General features: G+C 42.2%; 29 protein-coding genes. 26 read left to right on the forward strand and 3 right to left on the reverse strand.

Annotation, left to right across the window (positions count from 1 at the left end; translation table 11 throughout):
• Positions 1 to 79: 79 nt before the first annotated feature.
• Together C4F49_RS15160 and C4F49_RS15165 are read right to left on the reverse strand one after the other, a co-directional pair.
• The gene (locus tag C4F49_RS15160) at positions 80 to 781 is read right to left on the reverse strand and encodes an ATP/GTP-binding protein (RefSeq protein WP_196936683.1); all 702 of its coding nucleotides are present in this window, start codon (positions 779 to 781) and stop codon (positions 80 to 82) included.
• 28 nt (positions 782 to 809) lie between these two features.
• Entirely contained in the window at positions 810 to 1,742 is a 933-nt protein-coding gene (locus tag C4F49_RS15165; protein WP_196936684.1) for an AvrD family protein, read from the reverse strand.
• A gap of 354 nt (positions 1,743 to 2,096) precedes the next feature.
• Here C4F49_RS15165 and C4F49_RS15170 point away from each other — a divergent pair, with 354 nt between their 5' ends.
• From C4F49_RS15170 to C4F49_RS15180, 3 genes are all read left to right on the forward strand, one after another.
• Positions 2,097 to 3,068, forward strand: a complete 972-nt coding sequence (locus C4F49_RS15170; RefSeq protein ID WP_196936685.1) for a hypothetical protein — start codon at positions 2,097 to 2,099, stop codon at positions 3,066 to 3,068.
• 109 nt (positions 3,069 to 3,177) lie between these two features.
• Positions 3,178 to 4,047: an RteC domain-containing protein gene (locus C4F49_RS15175; protein ID WP_196936686.1), complete on the forward strand. Its 870-nt coding sequence runs from the start codon at positions 3,178 to 3,180 to the stop codon at positions 4,045 to 4,047.
• A 492-nt stretch (positions 4,048 to 4,539) separates the two neighbouring features.
• Entirely contained in the window at positions 4,540 to 5,034 is a 495-nt protein-coding gene (locus C4F49_RS15180) for a JAB domain-containing protein (protein ID WP_231388331.1), read from the forward strand.
• Between the two features lie 35 nt (positions 5,035 to 5,069).
• Here C4F49_RS15180 and C4F49_RS15185 read toward each other — a convergent pair whose 3' ends face one another.
• Positions 5,070 to 5,249 (reverse strand): histone H1, encoded by a 180-nt coding sequence (locus C4F49_RS15185; RefSeq protein ID WP_196936688.1) that lies wholly within the window; start codon positions 5,247 to 5,249, stop codon positions 5,070 to 5,072.
• Positions 5,250 to 5,880: 631 nt separating this feature from the next.
• On the opposite strand from C4F49_RS15185, the gene C4F49_RS15190 reads away from it, so the two are divergent.
• The 23 genes from C4F49_RS15190 to C4F49_RS18045 all read left to right on the forward strand — a co-directional run.
• Positions 5,881 to 6,861 (forward strand): toprim domain-containing protein, encoded by a 981-nt coding sequence (locus C4F49_RS15190; protein WP_196936689.1) that lies wholly within the window; start codon positions 5,881 to 5,883, stop codon positions 6,859 to 6,861.
• 531 nt (positions 6,862 to 7,392) lie between these two features.
• A complete protein-coding gene (locus C4F49_RS15195; protein ID WP_196936690.1) occupies positions 7,393 to 7,803 on the forward strand; it encodes a plasmid mobilization protein in 411 nt (136 codons plus the stop codon).
• 10 nt (positions 7,804 to 7,813) lie between these two features.
• Positions 7,814 to 8,986 carry a relaxase/mobilization nuclease domain-containing protein gene (locus C4F49_RS15200; protein WP_196936691.1) on the forward strand — a complete coding sequence of 391 codons (1,173 nt, stop codon included), beginning with the start codon at positions 7,814 to 7,816 and terminating at the stop codon, positions 8,984 to 8,986.
• A gap of 21 nt (positions 8,987 to 9,007) precedes the next feature.
• A complete protein-coding gene (locus C4F49_RS15205; protein ID WP_196936692.1) occupies positions 9,008 to 9,643 on the forward strand; it encodes a ParA family protein in 636 nt (211 codons plus the stop codon).
• A complete protein-coding gene (locus C4F49_RS15210; RefSeq protein ID WP_196936693.1) occupies positions 9,640 to 10,011 on the forward strand; it encodes a hypothetical protein in 372 nt (123 codons plus the stop codon). The genes C4F49_RS15205 and C4F49_RS15210 overlap by 4 nt, the downstream gene beginning before the upstream one ends.
• Positions 10,008 to 10,373: a hypothetical protein gene (locus C4F49_RS15215; RefSeq protein ID WP_196936694.1), complete on the forward strand. Its 366-nt coding sequence runs from the start codon at positions 10,008 to 10,010 to the stop codon at positions 10,371 to 10,373. The genes C4F49_RS15210 and C4F49_RS15215 overlap by 4 nt, the downstream gene beginning before the upstream one ends.
• Positions 10,373 to 10,693, forward strand: a complete 321-nt coding sequence (locus tag C4F49_RS15220; RefSeq protein ID WP_196936695.1) for a DUF4134 family protein — start codon at positions 10,373 to 10,375, stop codon at positions 10,691 to 10,693. Before C4F49_RS15215 ends, C4F49_RS15220 begins: the two co-directional genes overlap by 1 nt.
• Before the next feature lie 34 nt (positions 10,694 to 10,727).
• Positions 10,728 to 11,042 carry a DUF4134 domain-containing protein gene (locus C4F49_RS15225; protein WP_196936696.1) on the forward strand — a complete coding sequence of 105 codons (315 nt, stop codon included), beginning with the start codon at positions 10,728 to 10,730 and terminating at the stop codon, positions 11,040 to 11,042.
• Positions 11,042 to 11,341 carry a hypothetical protein gene (locus C4F49_RS15230; RefSeq protein WP_196936697.1) on the forward strand — a complete coding sequence of 100 codons (300 nt, stop codon included), beginning with the start codon at positions 11,042 to 11,044 and terminating at the stop codon, positions 11,339 to 11,341. The genes C4F49_RS15225 and C4F49_RS15230 overlap by 1 nt, the downstream gene beginning before the upstream one ends.
• The gene (locus C4F49_RS15235; RefSeq protein ID WP_196936698.1) at positions 11,322 to 13,799 is read left to right on the forward strand and encodes a TraG family conjugative transposon ATPase; all 2,478 of its coding nucleotides are present in this window, start codon (positions 11,322 to 11,324) and stop codon (positions 13,797 to 13,799) included. The genes C4F49_RS15230 and C4F49_RS15235 overlap by 20 nt, the downstream gene beginning before the upstream one ends.
• 25 nt (positions 13,800 to 13,824) lie before the next feature.
• Positions 13,825 to 14,490 (forward strand): hypothetical protein, encoded by a 666-nt coding sequence (locus C4F49_RS15240; RefSeq protein ID WP_196936699.1) that lies wholly within the window; start codon positions 13,825 to 13,827, stop codon positions 14,488 to 14,490.
• Complete coding sequence (locus C4F49_RS15245; RefSeq protein ID WP_196936700.1) at positions 14,487 to 15,137, forward strand: hypothetical protein; 651 nt, start codon at positions 14,487 to 14,489, stop codon at positions 15,135 to 15,137. Before C4F49_RS15240 ends, C4F49_RS15245 begins: the two co-directional genes overlap by 4 nt.
• 2 nt (positions 15,138 to 15,139) lie before the next feature.
• Positions 15,140 to 15,820, forward strand: a complete 681-nt coding sequence (locus C4F49_RS15250; protein ID WP_231388332.1) for a hypothetical protein — start codon at positions 15,140 to 15,142, stop codon at positions 15,818 to 15,820.
• A 3-nt stretch (positions 15,821 to 15,823) separates the two neighbouring features.
• The gene (locus tag C4F49_RS15255) at positions 15,824 to 16,606 is read left to right on the forward strand and encodes a hypothetical protein (RefSeq protein ID WP_196936701.1); all 783 of its coding nucleotides are present in this window, start codon (positions 15,824 to 15,826) and stop codon (positions 16,604 to 16,606) included.
• 10 nt (positions 16,607 to 16,616) lie between these two features.
• Positions 16,617 to 17,756 carry a TraJ family protein gene (locus C4F49_RS15260; RefSeq protein ID WP_196936702.1) on the forward strand — a complete coding sequence of 380 codons (1,140 nt, stop codon included), beginning with the start codon at positions 16,617 to 16,619 and terminating at the stop codon, positions 17,754 to 17,756.
• A gap of 20 nt (positions 17,757 to 17,776) precedes the next feature.
• Positions 17,777 to 18,397 carry a conjugative transposon protein TraK gene (gene traK, locus C4F49_RS15265; protein WP_196936703.1) on the forward strand — a complete coding sequence of 207 codons (621 nt, stop codon included), beginning with the start codon at positions 17,777 to 17,779 and terminating at the stop codon, positions 18,395 to 18,397.
• Positions 18,375 to 18,809, forward strand: coding sequence for a hypothetical protein (locus C4F49_RS15270; RefSeq protein ID WP_196936704.1), 435 nt, complete (start codon positions 18,375 to 18,377; stop codon positions 18,807 to 18,809). The genes traK and C4F49_RS15270 overlap by 23 nt, the downstream gene beginning before the upstream one ends.
• 44 nt (positions 18,810 to 18,853) lie before the next feature.
• Positions 18,854 to 20,032, forward strand: coding sequence for a conjugative transposon protein TraM (gene traM / locus C4F49_RS15275; protein ID WP_196936705.1), 1,179 nt, complete (start codon positions 18,854 to 18,856; stop codon positions 20,030 to 20,032).
• Positions 20,033 to 20,062: 30 nt separating this feature from the next.
• Positions 20,063 to 20,905 carry a conjugative transposon protein TraN gene (gene traN / locus C4F49_RS15280; protein WP_196936706.1) on the forward strand — a complete coding sequence of 281 codons (843 nt, stop codon included), beginning with the start codon at positions 20,063 to 20,065 and terminating at the stop codon, positions 20,903 to 20,905.
• 21 nt (positions 20,906 to 20,926) lie between these two features.
• Positions 20,927 to 22,942, forward strand: a complete 2,016-nt coding sequence (locus C4F49_RS15285; RefSeq protein ID WP_196936707.1) for a type IV secretory system conjugative DNA transfer family protein — start codon at positions 20,927 to 20,929, stop codon at positions 22,940 to 22,942.
• Positions 22,943 to 22,953: 11 nt separating this feature from the next.
• A complete protein-coding gene (locus C4F49_RS15290) occupies positions 22,954 to 23,520 on the forward strand; it encodes a M23 family metallopeptidase (RefSeq protein WP_196936708.1) in 567 nt (188 codons plus the stop codon).
• Positions 23,521 to 23,532: 12 nt separating this feature from the next.
• Positions 23,533 to 24,336, forward strand: a complete 804-nt coding sequence (locus tag C4F49_RS15295; protein WP_196936709.1) for a DUF4099 domain-containing protein — start codon at positions 23,533 to 23,535, stop codon at positions 24,334 to 24,336.
• Between the two features lie 7 nt (positions 24,337 to 24,343).
• The coding region (locus C4F49_RS18045; RefSeq protein WP_231388333.1) for a hypothetical protein at positions 24,344 to 24,801 on the forward strand (458 nt) is incomplete at its 3' end.

The following is a 24,801-nucleotide window of genomic DNA, read 5'->3' on the forward strand; positions in this document are numbered from 1 at the left end:
TTAGCTTCGATGTGTCTTCTTGAAACTGTAATCTAAAATGCATGATCCAAAAAGTTCAGGTTCGCTTGTTGTCTATGTGTTAACTCTGTTCGAGCTTAATAGCATCGAACTGAGCTTTACGTATTTTTGCGGCTCGATCAATTGCTTCTTCCAAATCAATAATGGGTGATACATTGAGATGATTGAGGATCTTTTCTAAACGTGCAAGTGGATTTCCTGATATAATTTCGGGATGGAGCCCCATCTCTTTATAAGCTGTTAATAACCTGATTTCGGAGAGTTGCCTGAATCTTTCAGAAGTTGGACGATGACCGTCCGCGACAAAATCAAATTCTACGGGCAAATGGAAAAATGTGTCATAGTGGCTAGTTGCGTACGCCTTCGCCATACCTTCAAATTGATGAAGCTGGACAACGAAGTTCCGATATTGGCGGTAATGCAATAATTGTTTTAGCTTCATTTGCCAAGGATATTCGTCTGGATAGGCCCCCGTATAGAGCCGTGTGCTCCCGTACAACCACTCCTGCAATGTACAGCCATCGGAAATAAAACCATCCGTGAACTTGGCTTCAGCGTGTATTCTTTCGGCAAAGCGCCTCATGCCTAAACAAAGTAATTCGGCATAACTGCATGCACGCAGCGTTTTGCCAGGGAATAAGTTAGGAAGGATTTCTCGCATGGTTAGTGCATGGGTAACCGGTACTCCAGTTGCTAAGGATAATGCCAAGCTCAACGTTGTTTTTCCTGTACAATAGGTGCCAGAGATAACTATTTTTTTCATTTTAAGATATGTAATGGGCATTCTTTTCTTATGATAATTTGTGCGCAATTTGAAATTTTCCTCGATAGGTTCCCACATTACCCGACAAGTCGATCATTTGCCAGCTTTCTTTTCTTTGATTAATTCGTTTGATTTTGTCAAAGCTTATACGCGAAATACAGTGCTCTTCGAGCTGTGGTGCATGTACTTCTAAATCCATTCTACGAAGCCATATGTTTGGACATTGCTCTCTATTCGAATTCATTTTTTGATAAAGTAGAGTTTGCATAAGTTGACCAAATACCTGCAAAGCATCCGTCGGCAATAAGATACTACGCGAAGAACTCAAACCATCTATTTCGTTTTCTGGATATTGTCTTGGACAATGTACATGCCCCTGAATACTGTTGCTGTGTAAGTTAAGGGTTATCGTATGGATTTTTAATGTCCGTTTTTTATAACCGATGGTGTAAAGTTGTTCTGAAAATGGATCTAAGGACTGATGAGCGGTAAGCCAGTGATAACGCTTGCCCTGATGATCGATCCGTATACTGATGGTTGTGAATCCTACTGTTAGTTGAAATGTACTGTAGCTTCCTTGCTTACTGGAGTTGTCTCGTCCGGATTCTTTAATCTGTATAGCAAATGATACCTCGCCGATGCAGAGAATACTGCTGATTTTAAAACTCATCCGGTCTAGCGTAGCCATATTGATCTGTTCAATGCTCAAACCGACTAACTTGGATAAACCGAAACCGGCAAGAAGCAAGGCAAGAGCAGTGTATTCTATACTTCCCAAATGAACAGTTTCATGACGAGGTCTTGCAGGTCCATCATAATCGATCTTGAAAACCCCGGATATTATAGAGTTATCAATAATAAAAGACTTGAGTTTTATGTGATATGCCTGAAATGCACGACCAAAATAGCGATTCCTTGCATCGCCTAGTACCTCGTCAGTGGTGTGGAAAAACGTATGCATAATTTACAGATTTAATTTTATGACTAAGTTATAGCGTAGGTCGATGGTAAACAATTTGAAAAACCACAACAAGGCACAAGTTAGTTGCGAAATGTACAAAAGCTCAAGTTTTAGTAACTTTACTGTAAGGGAAGGTTCCGTAAATGATGTAAAGTTGTTTGCTTTTTGTGATACAGCCAATTAATAATGACTAATGTTTAAATTTTTGTGAAAAAACTAAATCTAAACATTGTTTTATTGAAATATACTTCTTTAAATTTGTCTATATGAGGTTTTTATGTTAAATTATTTTACTGTTAATGTTAAATTAACAAGTATTCAAACCTTTTTTTTAATCTACTTAGTATTCTATTTATGAAAACACAAAAACGATTGTTTGAATCGATTCGAGAAATTATACCGCAAGAAGATCTGCTGGTAGATCACATTGTAAATGTGTTGAATATTTCTAAGCATCAGGCGTATGCAAGGATAGCGGGAAAGATATGGCTTGATCTGGACTCGGGAAAAAAGCTAATGGATTTTTTTAAAATTCCTTCCGAAAATGTTTTTGGAAAAACTGGTGATGATGTGAGCTTTCAATACACAGATCTCAATATGAGTGATTTTAACGAATACCGAGCCTACCTCAAACATCTAACAGGGATGTTGAATGCAGCAAAAATTAAGAAAGACTGCACGATCTTATTTTTAGCAGACGATATTCCGATTTTTCATTACATGCCTTTCCCAGAATTAATTTTTTTTAAACTTTATTCTTGGTCAGTCGATACTGTGGGAATTAGTTTGACTTATGAAGCGTTTGTTAAGCAGGCCAACACGTCAGAACTGAAGGACTTATTTACGGATTTGTATAATGCTTATCTGGATATTCCCTCTGTCGAAGTTTGGAGTCAATCGACAATTGATGTAATTCTGAATGAAATAGTAGAATATAACAAATTTCGGGCGTTTTCAGAACATAAAAGTGTAGGGATTCTTTTGGAACAGGTAGATGCCATATGGCAAAACCATAAAATTTGGGGAAGTCAACGTAAAAAAGAGAGTGGACGTTCTTTTGACCTCTTTTATAGTGGGACTCCAGCGCTAGGAGGGAAAATGCTCCTCGAAGCAGAGGATTACAGTCGCGCAGTAATAAAACTCTACACGATCAACAGTATTTCTACCGATAACATGTTATTTATTGGAGAACTTCGACGATACATGAGGTCGGTTCTGGATAGGGGCATGCTCATTGGAGCGAGCACCAGGGAAAAAAGATTAGAGTTTGAGCATACAATAGAAAGCAAGTTGGAAAAGGCCAGAAAAATTTTGTCATTTAACTAAATGTAGTGTTTTGTAGGTTTTCTACCCTTTGCTAAATTTTACTACATCATCATTAATCGTATCCTCGTATCCTCGTATCCGGGTGGATACACTGATATCATGCCGAAATATGAAAAATCATCGACTGGAACAACTCTATGAAGGGATGCTTCATGAACTCCGCACATTAAATGATACAATGATTACTTCAATCATCGATTTCCCAAAGTCCTTAAATGCAACAGTGCGAACGATGGATGCACTTGCAGAATGGTCTAAATCACATCCATTTGATGGAGATAGGGAAGAAATTTATTTCTTTAAATATATCAAACCAAGGTTTCAATGTTGGCATCTGTATATTATTGAACTTTATCATATAATAAGTGCCGCCCCGATCGATACAGATAAGATCATCCAGAAATACTATGAAAGTGAGTTGAAAGTTATAGATCGTTATTTTAAGCGATATGCACTGTATTACCAATACTATTATGCAGATGAAAATGCTCGAGACAAAGATTTCTTCCTAAGTAGGAACCACAAGCATATACTTCCCGAACTTAGTCTGTTTACTAAGTCTAATAGTTTTTCAAGTAGCCTAGATTATCTCTTTGCAAAATTCAAAGCACTTGAAATGCTCAGAAACTGTATCATTAGGATAATGAAAGAGCACCATCGGAATAGCGAAATTCAATCGTTAGAATTGATGCTGAAAGAAAAAAAACAATGGTGGTCCGGAAATAAAATTGAACTGGTAGAGTTGGCATATGGACTTTATCACAGCAAACGAATTAATGGGGGCAATGCTGAAGTTGGAGAAATAATCACATGGCTCGAAATGAGCCTTAATGTTGATCTAAAGCAATCTTACAGAATGTTTCTTGATATTAGTCGGAGAAAATTGGTTAGCCACACCAAGTTTATCGATGAAATGCAGACTGCATTGAATAGTCACATCCAAAATAATTATGGACCTCAGCCTACAAATAATAAATAAATAGCAGCTGGATCCTTGCTTTTTTGCGAGGTGCTTTAAGAAAGAATTACAAGTCAGAAGTCGAGCTCAAAGCTTCAAAATAGGCGAGCGTATCACAGTGCATTGCAAACTAGGTCGTATGTTTTCCTTTCTTAGAATCTATAGTTTCAATACTGTAATTCTTGTTATCACTATAATGACAGTCCTAATTTTTGTAATCATCGTGGATATTGTTTATTATCTAGAATTAGTAGATGTTTAAATAGTTCGTAATTAGGATCGAATGGCTGATGGAAACGAATATTAATCATCCACAAAGTTACTTCGCCAGCTTAACGCGCTCCATTTCACAAGCCATCGGCACCCAATAAAACCTAACAAAAATGGGTATCCGTTCGATAACGGAGCCTCCTCGCTACGCTCATTTTTGAAGCAGTTTTCTTTTGCTCGGTCAAGCTATCGTCTCGTAGAAAACTGGTGTTAATTAATTTTTTCACCTTAAAATTTTCTGCTATGCAAACATTTTTAGATTTTAAAGAACTCCTCCAAACTAGTGACGACATCGTTGCAAACGAACTATCCTTATGCTATAAAAGATCAGTAGAACTCATGGGCCCACAATACAAAAAGTTAAACAACTCACGCACTGTGAGTAATCTTCTCAGACAGATTTGGGAAAAAGACCAGATTGAAATTCGAGAAAGCTTCTACTTACTGTGTTTTTCAACAGGACTGGATTTATTGGGTTTTCAGAAAATATCAGAGGGTGGACTGGATGCTGTCTTAGTTGATTTTAGAATCCTATTTTCAATAGCACTGTTATCAAGAGCTTCTTCAATTGTTGTAGCTCATAATCATCCTTCAGGAACATGCCATCCCAGTGAAATGGATAGAACCTTGACCAAAAGGATTGTAGAAGCAGGTGGATTACTTGATATTCGATTAAACGATCACATTATATTGACAGAGACCAGTTACTACTCATTTAGAGACGAAGGGCTTTTATAGGCCTTTTTATTTTATAAAGACAAGTAGTCTGTAGACTACTTGTCTTTATTTTTTGTCGCTGTAATATCATTTCTGAGTTCTTGTGATAGAGTCTTGATTTCTTGAAGTCCTTTTCTTACACGTGTACCAGCGGTTGCATTTCCTTGTCTAAAGAATTTCGTTGCATCTGCCTCTAATGAATTTACTAATTCCTTTAATTGGTTGAATTTTTCCATTTTTAATCTATTTGTTTAAATATAATATTCCTAATTCATATGAAATATAGTGTTGGCATTCCTTGAAAACAAACGAAGCTACACTTTCCCAATATTCCTAAAATGGGGATGATGTAGAATAATTTTAGTTAACGTTTTGGTTCAGACACTCTATATAACCCCCTTTTTTCAGTTAACGTATCTGAAATCCAAAGGAAATACTTGTTTCGACGCAATCCATTTGATCTAAAAATCCACTAATTGATTGTCTAATCCCTAAAACTACTAAATAAAAATCAATACCAACATTGTCATATTGTGAAATCTCTATCCAATCTCTCCGCAATTTTGACTTCATAAAATAAATGTTCTTTGACATGAGGGGAAGAAGCGTTATTAGCGAATAGCTAATAATTACAGTGCAATCGCTCAGATCTATTCGCGGATCTTCGATGAACCATAGGCAGCCGGTTTCGGCAGATATGTAGATATCTACGTGAGTATTCCCGAATCGTATTATATAGAAGATTAACGTTTTAACACGTACACATAACAAAAACTATTACTGAAGGAGGCTTATCATGGCCTCCTTCTTTATTTCAGCTTAGCTGAAATCCCTACTAAAACTTATGAATTTCTAACCCATTATAGCATGACACAGTGGACGAACATACAACAAATGAAACAGCAAGCTTCAATTGTGGAACTATTGAGTAGGCTTGGTCATGATCCAGCTTATAGATCTGGTAAAGAACTTTTTTATAAAAGTATGCTGAGAGAAGAAAAGACACCTTCGCTATGTGTAAACGATAGCCTGAATGTTTGGTATGATCACGGCGGACAGAATGTCGCTGGAATAAAAGGTGGCAATATCATCGATTTTGCACTTGCCTATTGGTATCCTGCATCTTTTAATGAAGTTGTCGAAAAGATCAAGAATATAATGGCAATAACAATTAATTCACCTCATAAAATAAGTGCTGAGCAAAAAAGACCAAGAAAGCTGACTTCAAAACTCAGTAATTATAGTATCGAACGGATTCAAGATCTTGGCCATAATTTCGGAATAACCAGGTATCTTCAAAGTCGTAGTATATGGGATCAAGCACAGGACAGAATCAAGGAAGTTTATTATACCATCAATAGTGGTTCCAAAAGGGGTCGACAATTCTTTTCGGCTGGTTGGCAAAATGATGCCGGGGGATGGGAATTGCGGAACCGCATTTCTGACCGTGATTTTAAGTCTTGTATCGGTCGAAAGGCAATTACCACAATTTCTGGCAATTCGGATTCTTTGTGCCTATTTGAGGGATACATGGATTACCTTAGTTGGTTAAAAGAACATCCTGATGCAACAGATACAGTTCTTGTACTGAATTCAGTAAATCTGTTGGACACGGCAATTCTTCAAGCGAAAGATTTTGCTTCCATACACGTTTTTTTTGATCGTGATCCCGCTGGTGAATCGGCCTTGAGCTTGCTGAAAAGTGAGCTTCCCCAAGCTATCGATTGTTCTGCCAATTATAGAGGGTATAAAGACTATAACGAGATGATAATGAACCGTCCTAAACAGTCGATACTTTACGAAGAGAAAAATATCTACGAAAAAATAATGGCGACCTACCGCCGTTAGTAAGCGACTAGGCTAATTAGAATGCTTAAAACATAGCCAGCCAATTGGCTAAATGATATGATAGTAGGCTGATAGGCTTGCTAATTTGTTAAGTAAGTAGCTGATTATTCAATTTGCATGGTAAGCGTTAAGCTATTTGGCTAACTAAATGATGCGTTTACTAAGTGGGCTATTGGCTAATTATTTAGTAGATTAATCGTTTAGCGCGTAAATAAACTAAGTAGTGGGCTGAATAATGAAGCCACTAATTGTTCAGATAAATGAGCAAGATCTATCTATGTAGGGATCGAAAGGCCAAAATAAAGGTGTTGTTCGTTTCCTGGTGCATTGGCTAGCGCAACTGCACTAGGAAACGAACGTGCAGCTACCAGACCTCTTCTTGTTTTGTTAGCTGCAAGTTGTGTTTTCAGGTACCCCAAAACCCCTTGCCGTCGCCCTGCGACACCCTCGTAGGGAGTCTCGGACGAAGGGTGAAAAACCTGCGCAACTTGGTTTTTCTTAAAAAGGGCGGCTAAGAATTATAAATAAGCTATGAAGAAAAAGCAGAATAAAGGTGGAAGACCAGCAATGTCAAGCGGTAAACGCACGCACATTATCAAGGCCAAACTGACCGATGAGGAAATTGGAGTACTAAGACGTATACAGCAGGAATCTGGGCTAAACCGTACAGAATTGATCCGCAAACGTGTACTTGGTGGTACGGTTGTAATCATAAACATACGCGAAATCATTTCACTATTTGATCCCATTGGTGCTGAGTTAGGCAGGGCGGGGAATAACATCAATCAGCTAGCACGCCATGCCAATATGCTTAATAAACAGCATAAATTGGATCCTTCGATTGTCACAACATTTAATGCGCTATTGACGAAATATATTCAGATCCAAGGCGAATTGGAGAAAGCGCTTCGCCAACTTTTACGAAAGATAAAGGATACTTAATAACATTTCAATGATTGTAAAAATACTGAGGAAGTCATCGACATTTAAAGCGGTACATTACAATACTGAAAAGGTAGAAAGAGACCGTGGCGAACTATTACTCGTGCAGAACTTCGGTATTCTAGAGGGCATTGAAAACCTGCGGCCAAAGGATTATATGAATTACCTCGAGGCATTATCGGCACAAAGTAGACGAACCAAATATCCGCAATTCCATGTGGCGATCTCGACCAAAGGACGCTTGCATAGCAAAGAAGAACTGTCGACTATTGCACAAAAATGGATGCAGGGCATGGGGTATGGAGAACAACCTTATCTGCTTATTTATCACAGGGACACCGCCAATAACCATATCCACATCGTATCCAGCCGTGTTGGTCGGGACGGCAAAAAGATTTCAGATAGCTATGAGAAGCTTCGAGCCTATAGTGTGATGAACCAGATCCTTGGCAAAAATGAACGCCATGCTTTAGCCAATCATCTGCAGAAAGCATTGTCGTACAGTTTCTCTACACGTGCCCAATTTGCGATGCTACTTGAACAACAAGGCTATGCGCTGAACCCAGCAGATGATGTTTACAAAATCTCTAAGTATGGCCATGTGCTGGGCGAAATTGAGCTGGCTAAAGTGGATAATTATATAGCAGCTAGACAAAAAGACAAAGCTCGGATGGCTCAGATCCGCGCTGTAATCGAACGTTATAGCAAAAAGTATGATCCAAAACTAGAGATCAAAGACAGTACATACATCTCGCATTTAGCAAATTTCCTTAACGAAAAATTTGGTCTACAGTTCATTTTCCATGGAAAGACTGGTCAATCTCCGCACGGCTATACCATCATTGATCACGCGGAGAAATCCGTCTACAAGGGAGGTGAGATTATGCCACTGCGTGAATTTATTGCCGAGAGAAATGCGATCAATGAACCAGAGCGGAACGAAAAGAAAACGGCTGAAGAGGCGGTTTTTGAAGATACAGTTAAACAGGCAAATAGTCCTGATCTAACCAATAACATCGCCAAATCTATAACATCCGAACCTGATGCCCAAATGGAGACACTAGAAAATGCCAATACTATATTGGTTGCTATCGATATCCATATTTCCGATGATGTGGACGATGAAGCCATGCATGGTCGAAAGCGTCGTGGGAAGCAAAAATCAAGTGCTCAGAACAGATAATCATTAAATTATTAATCCATTATGGTCATATTAATAGGAAACCAAAAGGGTGGAGCAGGCAAGAGTACCATCACCCTGCTGCTGGCCAATTACCTGTGCGAAGCACATAAGCGAAAAGTTACAGTGCTGGATATGGATTACCAGCAATCTGTTTCATCCAAGTTCGAGAAAGCTAAAATACTCGAAAACGAAGCACCGTATGAGGTCATACCAGCCGATCTCAAACATTTCCCGATACTTTTGAAAGTGCTGACAAAAAATCCCGAAGAAACGGTGCTGATTGATCTTCCCGGAAAAATGGATGATGACGGGCTTATTGCAGTTATTCTCTCAGGAGACCTTATACTCTGTCCTTTCAATTACGATGAGTTTTCGGTGGATTCAACTCTGCTGTTTGCCATGGTGGCAAGCAAAATCAATAACCGCGCACCGATCGTCTTTATTCCCAATCGTATCAAATCAACGGTACGGTACCATACCCGTAATGATGTGGACAAGGTACTTGCGAAATTCGGAACAGTCAGTGCAGGTATTCCCGATCGTATAGATTTTCAGCGTGTGGATACCCTCCATATCCCTGCAATTCTTTTGCCCGTTGTACTTCCATTGCTTGACCATATCTATGCAAACTATATCGATAGAAAGGAGCTCAAATGAAAGAGATCAAATCACTTGCCGATCAACTCCGCGAGAAACTCCGTTCTGGTAATACCGAAAATGAGTCAATAAAGACAGATAGTGCAAGAAATACGTCCACAGCTGTACGTAAGAAAAAAGCACGCGCATCCCCTGAACAGCATAAAGTGAACGCATTCTTTAAAGCCATCGAAGAATTTAAGCTGGAAACAACAGAAAAGAGTATGATCCGTGTCGATGCGCGGACGATCAACCTGCTCAAACGCATGAAACTGGCCAAAGGAATCGACATGAACCGCTTTATTGTCTATGCGCTCCATCAGTATATCAGCCAGCATCCCTGGCTTGCTAACCATATCCAAGAAACCCTTAAAAACTCCGATTTATGAACTGGACAAATTTCCTACTTACCCTCACGCTGTTATACCTCAGCTATTATGGTCTAAATCTGCTTTACGATCTATTCAGGGCACGAAAGGCAACAAGGCATGACAGCGCAGGCGAAGTCCTATTTTTTGATGAGGATGTCAAACCCCAGCTCATTCTACCCAAAGAAGAGCAACCGGAAGATTTAGACAGCTCTACAGAAGGAATAGAAGTCGAATCAATTCCACAAATAACTGCATTGCCCAGTCCACAAGTAGTGCCATCTTCCGATCTGATTCAATCAACCGGCGCCGTTGGATTAAAAGAACTGTTCAACCTGGCCAAAGACAACCTGATCGAATTTACCGGGGCAATAAGTTATTGATGGAAAAAATACCACAATCGATATCAGGTTTTGCTTTGGAGAACTTGTTGATTTTGTTTCCATACCTATGTGCGGCCCAACCCGGTATAAATGATTTTTACAGCGCGACAGGAGAGATGCACCGCTGGTATTTTTCCCTTTCGGATCTGGTACTGGTCATTGGCGCAATATCCGGTATTCTTGGTGGTCTACGAATTTATGCCAACTGGCAGTCCGGTAAACACCACCATATAGATGCGCAGGTAATGGGCTGGTTCTTTTCCTGCCTGTTCCTCACGCTGATCAGCGTTTTCCTGCGCGCACTCTACGGAATCAGTTAATTCCATTTTTATACATCCTTTAATTTTTATCCAAATGACAGTAAGAACCAAAAAACTGTTTGCATCCGCTGTGCTTACGCTTGTCGCAGCGAACTCGTTAATGGCACAGACCGGTGGTGGTACGACAGGTATCAACGCGGCTACCTCTTCACTCACCGGTTACGTCGATCCCGTTTCGACCTTAACGCTCGCTATTGGTGCCGTAGTCGGTATTATCGGTGGTGTACGTGTTTACATCAAGTGGAATTCTGGTGACCAGGACATCAACAAAGAGCTTATGGGTTGGGGAGGATCCTGTCTCTTTCTTGTATTGGTATCCGTGGTCATCAAAGCATTCTTTGGCGTTTAATGATCCGCAGGTTCTCCATATACAAGGGGCTTCAGAAGCCCCTTGTATACCGGGGTTTTAAGGGCAAATTTATCGGTTGGGGAATCGGATCCCTCGTAGCAGGTCTAGTGGGAGGAGGCTTGGTCGGTGCGCTGACCAGCATGTATCTCGGCGGATTTATAATGATCATCGCCATTGCAGGCGGCCTTAGCTATACCTTCCATAGGCAGAAAGCCGGTCTCCACGATAAAACAAAAGCCAAAGGTGTATTTATCCATCCCGTAAACCTGAAGAAAAATTATGCAGACAACAGCTTCTAAAACCGCATTTCGAATGCCCTATGCTGGCATTGACCATTTTCAAGGTGAAGCCCTGCTGTATGGTGACCGCGGAGATTTCTCCGCAATATTCAAGTTGCGCAATCCCGTGATACAATATGGTGCAGACCCCGAACCCTATACCGCCTACCATAATCTGTTGCTCAATATAATCAAGATACTGGGCGAAGGACACATTATCCAAAAACAGGACATTTTCTCCAGAACAGTATACCATCCGGAAGAGGCAACAGAATTTTTGCAACAGAAATATGGTGAACACTTTGCAGGTCGCCAGTACACCTGCATTACGACCTACCTTACCATTACCAAGCACGTGAAACGAAGTGCCTTTTATGTGCACGATGCCAAAGCGCTACTGGATTTTGGACAACAGATAGATAAACTCTTTGATCTGATGCAGGGGAGCGGGATGCTACCCCAAAGGCTCAACGAACAGCAGATACAGCAACTCGTATCACGGATGTTGGCTATGGATTTTACTTCCCCAAATATCGTACTCGACAATATGGGAGCAAACGATATGGAACTTAAACTGGGCAACCGTACCCTTCGTAATATCAGTCTGATCAATACCGACACCATTGATCTACCAGAGACCGTAGGTACCTATACACAACGGCAGGACGGTAGAAATCTGCGTGATTTTCCAGTAGATAACCTGTTCTTTCTCCATAACGTTCCCGATTATCGTTGTATGGTCTATAACCAGCTTATTGAAATTCCGGGTCAACAGGCTACCTTGAACAAGCTGGAGCTGAAACGAAAGCGGCATTCGGGCGTACCTGATCCAGCAAACCTGATCTGTGTGGATGACATCGATCAATTGTTGGTAGACGTTGCACGCGAAAATCAGTTGCTCGTACATGCCCACTTCAATATCCTGCTCTGTGCCGATCAGCAGAAAATTGGTAAAGCAGCCAACTTTATTGAAGCCTCGCTCTTTCAACAAGGGATTATTCCTTCCCGTAATGCTTACAACCAGCTGGAACTATTTCGTACAGCGCTCCCTGGCAATGGCATTGAACTCAAAAAATACGATTGGTTCCTGACCACATCCGATGCAGCCATCTGCCTTCTTTTTAAAGAAACCATGCAGACGGATGAAGATTCTGATTTTCTGATCCGATTTACCGATCGGCAAGGGATACCTGTTGGTATTGATCCAGCCGATATGCCCATGCGTACAGGAAGAATAAACAACCGATCGAAATTTACCTTGGGTCCATCGGGATCGGGAAAATCGTTCTATATGAATGCACTGGTCGAGCAGTATTGCCGCTACAATATGGATGTCATTATTGTCGACACGGGAGACAGCTATTCGGGATTGTGCAGGTATTATGGTGGGAAATATATTACCTACACCGAAGAAAAGCCCATCTCAATGAACCCTTTTGCCATATCCAAAAAAGAGTTCAATCTGGAAAAAAAGGATTTCCTGAAAACCTTGATCGCACTGCTCTGGAAAGGCGCAGACGGACAGCTTACACAGATTGAAGACACGGTACTATCCAATGTTTTGTCTTCATATTACTATGAGCATTTCTGGTTAGATCCAGGAGAGCAGCACCCCAAACGACCAGCCAAGCTTGACTTTGATTCATTCTATACCTATTCCGTGGATAGGATACATGAGATCACTGAGCAGGAATCCATCAGCTTTGATCTGGATGAATACCGTTACGTACTGCGTAAGTTCTATTCAGGACAGGAATTCGGTACGGTACTCAATGAAGCAGCCGATTCTTCACTCTTTTCCGAACGCTTTATTGTGTTCGAAATTGATAATCTGAAGGAAAATAAGGTGCTTTTTCCCATTGTTACCCTCATTATCATGGATGTCTTCCTGCAAAAAATGCGGCATCGAAAAGATCGACGCAAAGCCCTGATTGTGGAAGAAGCCTGGAAAGCCATAGCCTCTCCGCTTATGGCATCCTACCTGCTTTACCTCTATAAAACAGTGCGGAAGTTCTGGGGAGAGGTTATCGTTGTGACGCAGGAATTGGGTGATATCCTAGGAAACCCCATTGTAAAAGACTCCATCTTAGCCAACTCGGATACCATCTGTCTGCTTGACCAAAGCAAGTTCAGGGAAAACTACGACGCCATTGCTAAATTATTGTCCATCACGGAAACCGAACGGCGCAAGATCTTTACGATCAACCAGCTTGAAAATAAAGAGGGCAGAGGGCGTTTCAAAGAAGTTTATATCCGCAGGGGTACTACGGGTGAAGTATATGGTGTTGAAGTATCCCTTTACCAATACCTCTGCTACACCACAGAAAAACCGGAGAAGAGTGCGGTAGAAAGTTACGTTCACAATCATGGTAATTACCGCGATGGATTGAGCGCCTTTGTTGCCGATTTACAAGCCAGCGGTCTAACACTAGGAACTTTCTGTGCCAAGGTCAACCAGTCCGCACAAGAACACAACTAACTATACAATAACGAACATCTTGATTATGAGAATAAAGACAACTTTTTTAGCCTGCCTCATACTATTATGTATAAAGTTGCAGGCTCAGATCTACATTGATCCCGCCGTAGCAGTAGCTACGGGAGCACATGCAGCAGTAATCAACGGCCAGCTCAATACCACAAACGAAAGACTCACGCTGATCCAACGTGGACAGCTTGCTGTAACCGGACAGCTGGTTATCGTTAACGACTTGCAGGACAAAATCTACAAAGGGCTGAGTGAGGTTTCCGCAGTTGTCCGAAACCTACTCGCTGTAAAGGATATTGCCGATATCAGCTCGGATATCGTTCGGGATGCCAATCGGGCGATGGTGCTGGCTGGTAATAATCCCGTACTGGTACTTTTTGCAGAACAGGGTGCTCAGGAGTTTAAGACCAGAGCTACGAACCTAGCGGTAGAGGTCACTTCCTTTGTTACAAAAGGAGGTGCTGATAACCTGATGGATGCCGGTGAGCGCGCCAAACTGCTGAACCGTATCGTAACCGAAATGACCATCCTGCGGGGTGTCGTCTACGGTATGTACCGATCTATGTATTGGGCGAAACAACGGGGGATCCTGAATTCACTCAACCCTTATGTCGGATTTATCAATATCGACAGACGTATCGCAGATGACATAATACGTAACGCCAAATATTTAAAACAATGAGCAAAATCTTTGTCCTTTTATGTTTCCTGCTGATGGTATTCAGGGGAAATGCACAGTTGAACGTCGAGCTGCTCCATCAGCTCGTGCAACATAGCAAAGATGAAAATGAGCGCCAAAAAACAGCCCGAACCCGTCAGGCAGTCACCTCCGCCAATGAAGAAGTGAACCGTTCCAAAATGGCGGATCTCAAAGCAAAGTACCGAACTTTACAAAAGAGATTCCATGCTATAGGACTGGCTATTGATGCAACACAGATCGGCTTGCAGGCAGCACCGATCATTAGCGATATTGTCGATCATCAAGCAACCATTCTTGGTCTTGCGGGACAGGATCCATTGCTAATTACAATGGCCTACAACACACAGGTCGATCTCGTGGATAAAGCCTACCGACTTAGCCAGTACCTCTACGCGCTGGCCATCAGCATAGGCGATATCAACCGAATGAAAGCCAGTGACCGCAGGTTGCTATTTGCTCATGTACTAACCGAACTGCGACGCATGGCTGGCACATCACGTGGTCTTGCAACAAATATGTATTACGCTAACCGCAAGCGAATCCGTACATCCATGAACCCCTTTTCGGAATATGTGAACCGAGACAGACAACTGGTCGAAAGCATCCTCACTAAAATCAAACAGTTTTGATTATGAAACCAACTATTTTCTTTATGCTGACTTACCTGCTTTTGTTTATACCGATATGTTATGGACAAGGTTACGTAACCATTGTTTACGACAGCAAACACCTGGCTGTTGTAGGCGAAAACGGCGCTGTCCGTTCCGCAGCCGAAATAACACACAGCAGTTACCTTGGATCTATCAAGGACAGGCTGGATGATATCAATCTCAATGTCAGCTCCGTCGTGCTAGTGCAGGATATGATCCACCGCTCACTGACGGAAGTCGATAAGGCATTGCGTACCGGACTTACCGTAAAGCAGATCGGAGCTCTCAGCGCCGAAATTGTCACCGAATGTAATCTGATGTTGCAGACAGCCAAAGACGCTCCACATCTACTGCTTTTTGCTGAAGAGGTGGCGCAGCAACTGAAAAACCGGGGCGTAAACCTAGTTGCTGAGGTATCCGGTTTTGTACTGAAAGAGGGAGAGAACATATTGATGGATTACAGCAAACGCGATCAACTGCTCCGCAAGGTTGTACTGGAACTGCGTGTTATGCGTGCACTGGCCTACAGTATGCACAGATCCATGTACTGGGCAAAGCTACGAGGTATTTTTCGTAGCCTCAATCCGTACAGCCAATTTGTAAATCAGGACAAACGTATGGTCAATGACCTCATTTACAAGATAAATGTCTTAAAGAACTAGCCTATGAAATCAAGAATTTTCCTTTTGCTTTGCTTAGCGATATGTTCGCTTCAACAAGTCAAAGCGCAGACCGTCAAATATCAGACGGATCAACATATTGTCAACCAACAGGAACGCATGGTCCATAAACAGTGGGATCGCAAGAAATTTACGCCGACAAAAGGCTTCCTTGGACTCAACTACCAGTATTGGCTGACTTGGGGGCTACATCCCAATTATCCAAAAACAGATTTGAGGCCTCTTAGTGTATCAGGCCCCCAGACACAGCGGTTATTGCTCGTTGCCGCGATGAAAAATACGGAAGAAGCCTACAAGAAACATGTAGATACCCTCCGAAATACAGCACTTGGCGAGATGGCAGGTTATGCAGGAGCGGTATCGCTGACCGATCCGCTCTGGCAGCTTTATTACCGCAAAGAGTTCCAGCCACTGATCGAGCAGATCGATCCACTGCAGGGGAGTACACCCGAAGTACAAAACTACCTCACTCGAATAGGTGTACTGGAATGGTATAGAGAAGAAACGCAAGCATTGGCTCAGCGGCTCAACTCTGCTACAACAACGAATATGGACCGAGGATCGCGTATCATGAGCTATCACAGCATGCTCGAGGAATATAGGAAGCTTCTTGCGACCTGGGAAGCCAAAAAACAAAGAGCTGTACTGTATCTTAAGGTCAGTAAGGTAAACGCGCAGGTCAAAGAGCCTTCTGAGCCCATCGTTGCTCAGCCCGGAAGAACCGATCGTCAGATCGTAGACGATATACTCCGCAAATCCAAACTCTAATCCGATCACGATGAATCTCACTTTTATGCTGTCGGGTATGCTGTTGCAGACCCCAACACCGGTCGATGTACCGCAATCTTTTAAAGACACCTTCAATTTTTTGCAGGGAAACGGTGTCTACGATGATAACATGATGCACTTCCTGCGCGGGATGAAGAATACCATCTGGACACACTATGATGCTTTCATTGCTGATGCACAGGCACTCAGTGCCATTTTTATGCTGGTTTTCTTCGCTACAAAAATTTACGAGATGATGGCTGGTGATAAACAGCTGGAGGTAATGCCTCTACTGCGTCCTTTTGGTCTGGTCATGGTGATCCTCTGGTGGAATACATTTACCAAAGTTGTGGCTTATCCTACAGATCTGGTTTCGCTCAAGACGGAGGTTATGTTCAATGAAAGCCAGACCGAAGTCAATAACCTCAGGATGCAACGGGCAAAACTGATGGTGGACATCGCTGATCAGCTCCTCACGGTAGAAGCAGAAGCAGAAACAGCAAGGATAGAAGCAGATACTTGGTATGAAAAAGCATGGGAATCGGTTAAATCATCCGTCAAAGAAGGGTTTGCCGAAGTATGGAATCCGATCGTCGAAATGAGTAACCGCCTAAGAGTAGGCTGGCAGCTTCTGATGACTTCCTTACTGGAAACCTTGGCCATATGGCTGCTCCGAATCTGCGTCTACATCATCTTCATCGTGCAGATTATTTACTCGACTATTTTGATTATCCTAGGTCCGTTCTCGGTGGCAGCAAGTATTCTGCCGGCATTTCGAGATTCCTTCGGTACCTGGATAGCCCGTTTTATATCCGTTAATCTGTATTCAGGTATAGCCTATCTGGTCATGTATGTGGCTTCACTTTTTCAGCATTATGCCATGGAAGCAGAGATAACACGTTACCAGCAGCTGGTCGGTACAACAGGTCCTGATCTGGAGAAACTAACGGTATTTGCATCCAATGGTGTGCTATCTTTTGGACTGGTGATCGGAACTTTTGTAATAGGCGCACTCACTATGCTAACTGTACCGAGTATCTCAACCTGGGTTATCTCGACGTCGGGTATTTCATCAGCAGCTTCTACCATGGGAAGAGGTTCGGCAGGTCTCTCGCGCATGATGGGAAAAGTATTCACCAAAGGACTATAACAAATTAAGTAGACCAAAAGATGATTATAAAAAATATAGAAACCAAAGTTCGGCTCGCGACATTTCTCTCCGCAGGCTGCCTGATCGCATCCGTGATTATGGTCATCGCTGTCTCGTTCTTTGCCTACAGACAGGTTGCTGATGCCCGTAAGAGTATCTACATCATGGATGCAGCTAATGTACCGATGCCTGCAAGACAGACCGATGTTCAGATGAACCGAGAAGCGGAATATCGGTCCCACGTTGGACGATTCCATAGCCTATTTTTCTCGCTCACGCCAGATGATCGATTTATGGAATACCAAATGAAGCAGGCCATGTACCTGATCGATGAAAGCGGAGCTTTGCAGTACAATAACCTCAAGGAGAAGGGTTATTTTAATTCTATACTCTCCTCCAGTGCTGTACTGACCATCCGTACCGATAGTATAGAAATCGATATGCCGAAGCGTTATTTTAGGTATTACGGTACACAAAAGATAGACCGTAGAAGCTCGGCGATTACCCGTTCGCTCATTACGGAAGGATACCTCAACGATCTGGAAATACGATCGGACAACAATCCCCATGCAGTACTCATCACCAGGTGGAAAACAGTAGAAAATAAAGATATCCAACATGCACAGAAAAACACATTCTAAAAACACCGAGCATCCCTCGAAAGATGCGGCCTTTCTGGAGCGGATCGTGCAGTTCAGAACCATGTGCCATAGCCTGATGGAACGTTATCCTTTTCATTTCTTTGTCAGCATGTTAATCTGTATCCTGATTTCAGCTGTGCTTGCTTTTACCGTTATGCGCGTAGAAAAATCCACGGAGCTTCCTACATTTCCGGGCTTAGCTACGGGAGGAGTAACTAAGAATACGACCGATATCATCGGTTTATATGGCGCCATTATCGAACTGGAAGAATTACAGCATAGTATTGCAGCAATTATCCAAAAGGATTCGTTGTCTGATCGCGACAGTATCCGCCTGAGCGACGCACTCAAACGTTATGAACAGATTCAACGTTCCCTTATACACACAGGCGATACAAGCACTGCTCCATAAAGACATAAGTTTCATTTCATCCACAACCTTATAATTTTAATTTGATGAAAGTAGATTTTAATAAACCCAGGTATGCGATACCGCTTATCCTGCTTCCTTTTCTATGTATATTTTTCTATGTGTACAAAAGTAGCTTTGGAAAGGAGGAAGCTCCACAGGCAGGGGAGGATTCCCTGCAGACAGAACTGGCCGAAGTTTCTGACCAGGTTCGAAACCGATCGCTTTCCGATAAACTTGATGCTTACCGTAACCAGTATAAACAGGCCGATGGATATACCGCAATCGGTCATATTCAGGAAGAAAAATTACTGGAAGAAGTACCCAATACCTTGTACAACGAGCACGAACGTCAGATGCTTGATTCCATAGACCGTGCCATGAAGGGTAAATATGGAGCAAAGTCCAACGGATTTCCAGATGCGACCTTGAAAAATGTAAATCGCGCCAACGATCCACATGAACGGGCGCTACAGCAGGCGCTTTCGGAGATCAATGCACCTCAGCGACAAAGCACAACCCCACAGATACAGCAACCTGATGCCATGGAACTTTTTCGACAGCAAATGGCGCTTATAGATAGTATGGGAAAAGCCAATGATCCCGAGGTAACGCAACAAAAAGGTAAAGAAAACGAACAGCTGACCGCTAAACACCAACAATCACGTTTGAATGTTAGTAAAACGATAGGTATGGCTTCGGTATTCAATACGGTGAAGCCCGATGTTGAGGAAACATTTATCACCGCCATTGTGGATCAGAATATCAAAGGTTATGCAGGATCGCGCTTGCGGATACGTCTCTTGGAAGATATGCTGGCTGGCAGCTTTTTGATCAAAAAAGGCACCTATATCTACGCCGAGATTTCTGGTTTTTCCAGTCAGCGGGTTAATCTAACGGTCAGCTCGATTATGAACGGACAGCATATCCTTCCTGTTCGATTAGATGTCTATGATCATGATGGTCTTCGCGGATTGTATGTGCCTGCTTCCGCATTCCGTGAGTTCACCAAAGAACTGGGTGGTAATGCGAGTCAGGGGATAACCTTACAGCAGGCAGCAGAAAACAATCGCCAGCTAGTCATGAGCATGGTGCAGAAAATGTTCCAGTCGACAACAAGCGCTGTGAATAAAATGATCCGACAGAATAAAGCAAAGATCAAGTACAACACATTAGTCTATTTGATCGATCCCGAGCAATTACGCAATAACCAAAGCAACTATTAAACCTCATTATTTAACTATAAAACTATACCGATGAAAACATTATTTCTGATATTATCCCTGTTGTTGACAGGTATCGTAAATCTTCTTGCACAGGAAAAAGCAGGTACTTATCGTGAAGAACTCCCCAAGATTATACTGGATGGCAAGAGCTCGCTACATATTATTTCTCCCGAACCGATACGTTACGTGGATATATCTACACATCAAGTTATTGGCGATATTCCTGAACCTAATATGTTAAGATTGAAATGGATAAAAGATTCAACCGATATTGATAATTCGGAAACAGGAGATCTTGGCGTGGTAACCGTTGTTGGTGAAAGCTTTATGGCACAATACAACCTCTGCTTTTTTGAATATTTACCGGGATTGGGAGCAGTAGCGAGTTTTGAGATTTTACCCCAACATACCAAACCGCTCGCTGTAACGGTGGAGTTGACCACACCCGAGCTTAAGCGTCATGCCTTAACGCTGTTATCCAAACGTCGGCCGGTAGCTATCAGAAAGTCCAGCAGCTATGGTTTGCGCGCTGAACTTGGAGGCGTATATACTGTAGGAGACTTGGTGCTATTGGATATTGCGTATTACAACAGTACAAAACTGAGCTATGCTATCGATGAATTGCGTTTTAAGATTGAAGATAAAAAGATCGCCAAAGCCACCAATGTACAGTCTACCGAAATCAAACCAATCTGGCAGCTCTACCAGCACAGTACCTTTAAAAAACAGTATAGGAACATCTATGTGCTCAAGAAAGCAACTTTTCCAGACAAAAAAATACTCCATATCGAGCTTTCTGAAAAGCAGATATCCGGTCGGACATTGACGCTTAAAGTCAAATACAAGGATATCCTGCATGCCGATACCTTTTAAGCATACCCGTAAAAAATCACGATGGAAGAAAGTAAAGAACAACAGGCGATGCACCGCTTCCTGCAATTTAGCATTTATCTTTCCGTAGCACTTGACATCTTGATGTTTGTTTATGCAGAAAAATTGGCTGAAACGCGGTTTGCTGAACGATATGGACTGATTCTCTTTCTTGAGCGCATGGCAAAAATTATTATCTATCACTTTCCTTGGTACAGCAAGCTGTTTACCCTTTTATTGATCTCTCTGGTTGCTATAGGTACACTCAGCCGAAAGGAAAAGGACCTGAATCCCAAAAATACCATTATCTACCCTATTACCTGTGGTTTGCTATTGCTTTCTGCTAGTTTAGGATTTTATGACAGACATGGAAATTGGCCTATTCCGTATACCAGCTGGTATGACATCGGTTATACCCTATGCAGCATCTTTGGGGTGTTATTGATTCATATAGCCATGGATAATATTTCCAAGATCATAAGTTCTAAACTGGGAAAGGATAAATGGAATGTGGAAGGGGAATCTTTTATGCAGTCCACTAAACCCAAGGTTACAGCATATGCAGTCAACATTCCCATGCTTTTTTATTACAAAAAGCGTGTCCGAAAAGGTTTTCTGGTGCTGGCAAATGTATTTCGAGGCACTTTGTTGGTGGGTACCCCAGGAAGTGGAAAGAGTTTTGGCGTAGTTATGCCCGTCATTAGGCAGTTCGTTGGACTGGAATTCACGATGTGTATTTATGACTTCAAATACCCCGATTTAGGTAAAGTTGCATATTACCACTATCTACTGGCTAAACAGCAGGGCAAGTGTAACAATTACGATTTTCATGTGGTCAACCTGACCGATCCCCAAAGGAGCAGGCGCATCAATCCTTGGAAGCCAGAGTATCTCCAGACGCTGGCGGATGCTTCCGAAACAGCCGAAGCTTTGGTTGAAGCGATGAAAAAAGGGGATAAGGGCGGAGGTAGCGATCAATTCTTTACCCAGTCCGCCATTAACTTTTTGGCCTCCTGTATTTATTTTTTCAGTAGATACGAGGGTGGAAAGTATTCCAGTTTTCCGCATGTACTGGCATTTCTAAATCGTTCCTATGAAGAGATTTTTACGGTACTGTTCAGCAATAAAGAACTTGAATCTTTGCTTTCGCCTTTTATGACGGCATTTAAGGCGCGTGCTTTTGATCAGCTCGAAGGACAGGTGGGGACACTGAAAATATTTATCAGCAGGCTCGCAACAAAAGAAACGTTTTGGGTGTTCTCTGGAGAAGATTTTGATTTGAAGATCAGTTGCCCCGCAAGTCCTTCGATACTCATCCTGGCAAATGATCCGAATACGCAGAGTATCAATTCAGCCTGTTATTCGGTGATACTGAACCGTATCACAAGGCTTGTCAATTCCAGAGGCAATAAACCTGTAGGCCTGATCATCGATGAGGCACCGACACTCTACGCGCACAAGATCGAAAACCTGATTGCACAGGCACGATCAAACTTAACAGCGGTGTTGCTCGGATTACAGGAACTCCCGCAGTTTCAGCAACAATACGGCAAAGAAACAGCAACCACAATTGCATCTGTAGTAGGAAATGTGCTTTCGGGATCGGTCAGAAATAAAGAAACCCTGGAATGGCTTGAACGTATTTTTGGTAAAGTCAAGCAGATCAGTGAGAGTTTATCTATTGATCGCACCAAAACTTCGCTTTCCATCAGTGAAAAGCTAGAATCCTTGATTCCAGCAGGTAAGATTGCCGCACTCAAAGCGGGTGAAATGGTAGGTATCCTGGCTTCCGATGCTGTAGAAAAGTATACAGGTAAATTTGATACATCAGCCATTAATTGCCGAATCAATCTGGACATGAAATCAATCAAAGCAGAGGAGGAAGCTTATAGGGAACTTCCTGTATTCTATGATTTTGGCGGAAAACAGGATGAAGTACTTCTGCAAAACTTTTATCGTATCAATGATGAAGTGCTGGAGATTGTATCGGGGTTTAAACCAACGAACAACTCAAAATTTTCTAAGGCAGATAGCAAATAAAGTAATGGGGTATGGAGATACATTTTTTTAAGTTTTTCCTGTTGCTGTTACCATTTTCTATACACGCTCAGGTCAAGCAAATCAGTCTTTATCCAGCAACTAGATGGATAAAAACGCCTGAAATTAATCTACCATTGCCAGTGTTAACGGAGCCTGCTGCTAAAGAAACGGAGATAGTCATCCATATGCCCTTATCGGATTATAGCATCACCTCTGGATTTGGTTGGCGTAGACATCCGGTAACTGGTAAAGCTGATTTTCATAAAGGTGTCGATTTGACGGCGAAGGATAAGATTGTGCGAAATATGATGGATGGAAAGGTAATCTGGGCAGGATATCACAAAAATCTAGGGAATTATGTCCGAATAGATCATGGCACAATACAGAGCGTGTATGGACATCTTTCAGTTATAATAGTAAACGTCAATCAGGCTATCAATAGTGGACACCCTATTGGAATAACGGGAAGTACAGGACGTGCGACGGGGGAGCATTTACATTTTGCTGTCATGAGCAATGGAGTCTACATTAATCCCTGGAAATATTTGCAGGGATTAATTAACAAGAGTAATAAATAAAAGTCATTTTTTATGGACAAACTATTCAATGAACAGGATATTCCTGTAGGAGAATTACGTAAACTTGGCTTGCATAATAATGGCAAGCCAAGTTTATCTGAAGCCGATATGGATGCCTTATTGACAGGACATCGCACGGAGCTCATTACCTTGCATGATTTGCATGGCGACGGTATACATATCAAGAAAATGGATGCAAAATTGTCGCTGGAAAGAATGCCCGACGGACATATCACGCTGCAGCTTCACCCCATATACCGTAATGTAAAGAAACATCCGCTTTTACTGGATGCCGAAGCAGAACAGCTTGAACAGGGAAAATTGACCCACGTACTGAAAACTTATCAGGAAGCTGATGGAAAGCGTAAATCTTGGGTTATCGAGTTTGATCCTGAAACCCGAGAGTTTATTGCAGCCGATCCTGAAAAAATAAAAGTGCCAGCGATGATCAATGGGGAGAAGCTCTCTGATTTACAAAAAGAGCAATACAGGAATGGGTCTGTTGTTGAACTTTCGGATGGCACACGTCTACAGCGCAGAGCAAGTAGCCGTAGCGGCGTTACATCCAATCGGGAAGCGCTGATGTACTCACTTTTGCTGGATGGTGGTATTTCTTACACGTTGCTCCGCAGTCTTAGAAATCTATTCGGTAGCAAGTCCCAACAAAAGGATTCCTATACCGAAGGCTATAAAAGAGCATTGCAAGATATGCAACAGCAGGAGCGAAGCAAGCCTGTTATGCTCCATGCTGCTGATCCTGGATATGAAGTAGACAAACAGCAGCAGAGAGATCTGGGAAAAAGCCATCCACGTTAATTAGGCTATGCTGACTTTAGATTATGTTGATCGTCGGGTACAGGTTTACTTTGCAGCTTGGATAGATTTATCGCCCAAGGATATCATCTCACTGAAGGAGACAGCAGGGGTAGTGGAGCCTCACATGGCGAGACAACATTTTCTTTTCTATACAGCTGTGGATGTGATATGTTTTTGTCACTTTTATCAGCACCTCTTAAAAAATATAGGAAGCAATGTCTTCAGCGCTATTGGTTTTAACCCCTGCACAGAAAAGTTAGGACAGCTTAAGAAGCAATTCCCTAATGCGAGGACAATCGGAATATTTGATGATACCGTTTTAGGGCGCGTATTGGATTGTAAGGTTGTATTGGCATGCATACGGAAGGAGGTAAGCTTTGAGCTAGCTCATGGAGCGGTGTTATTTTCGTATAGAGGAAAAGATTTTGTTGTTCCCGAGGCTCTCTTTTCCCTTCACCACTTTCG

It is taken from the genome of Sphingobacterium hungaricum, from assembly GCF_015210005.1.
Lineage (GTDB): Bacteria > Bacteroidota > Bacteroidia > Sphingobacteriales > Sphingobacteriaceae > Sphingobacterium > Sphingobacterium hungaricum.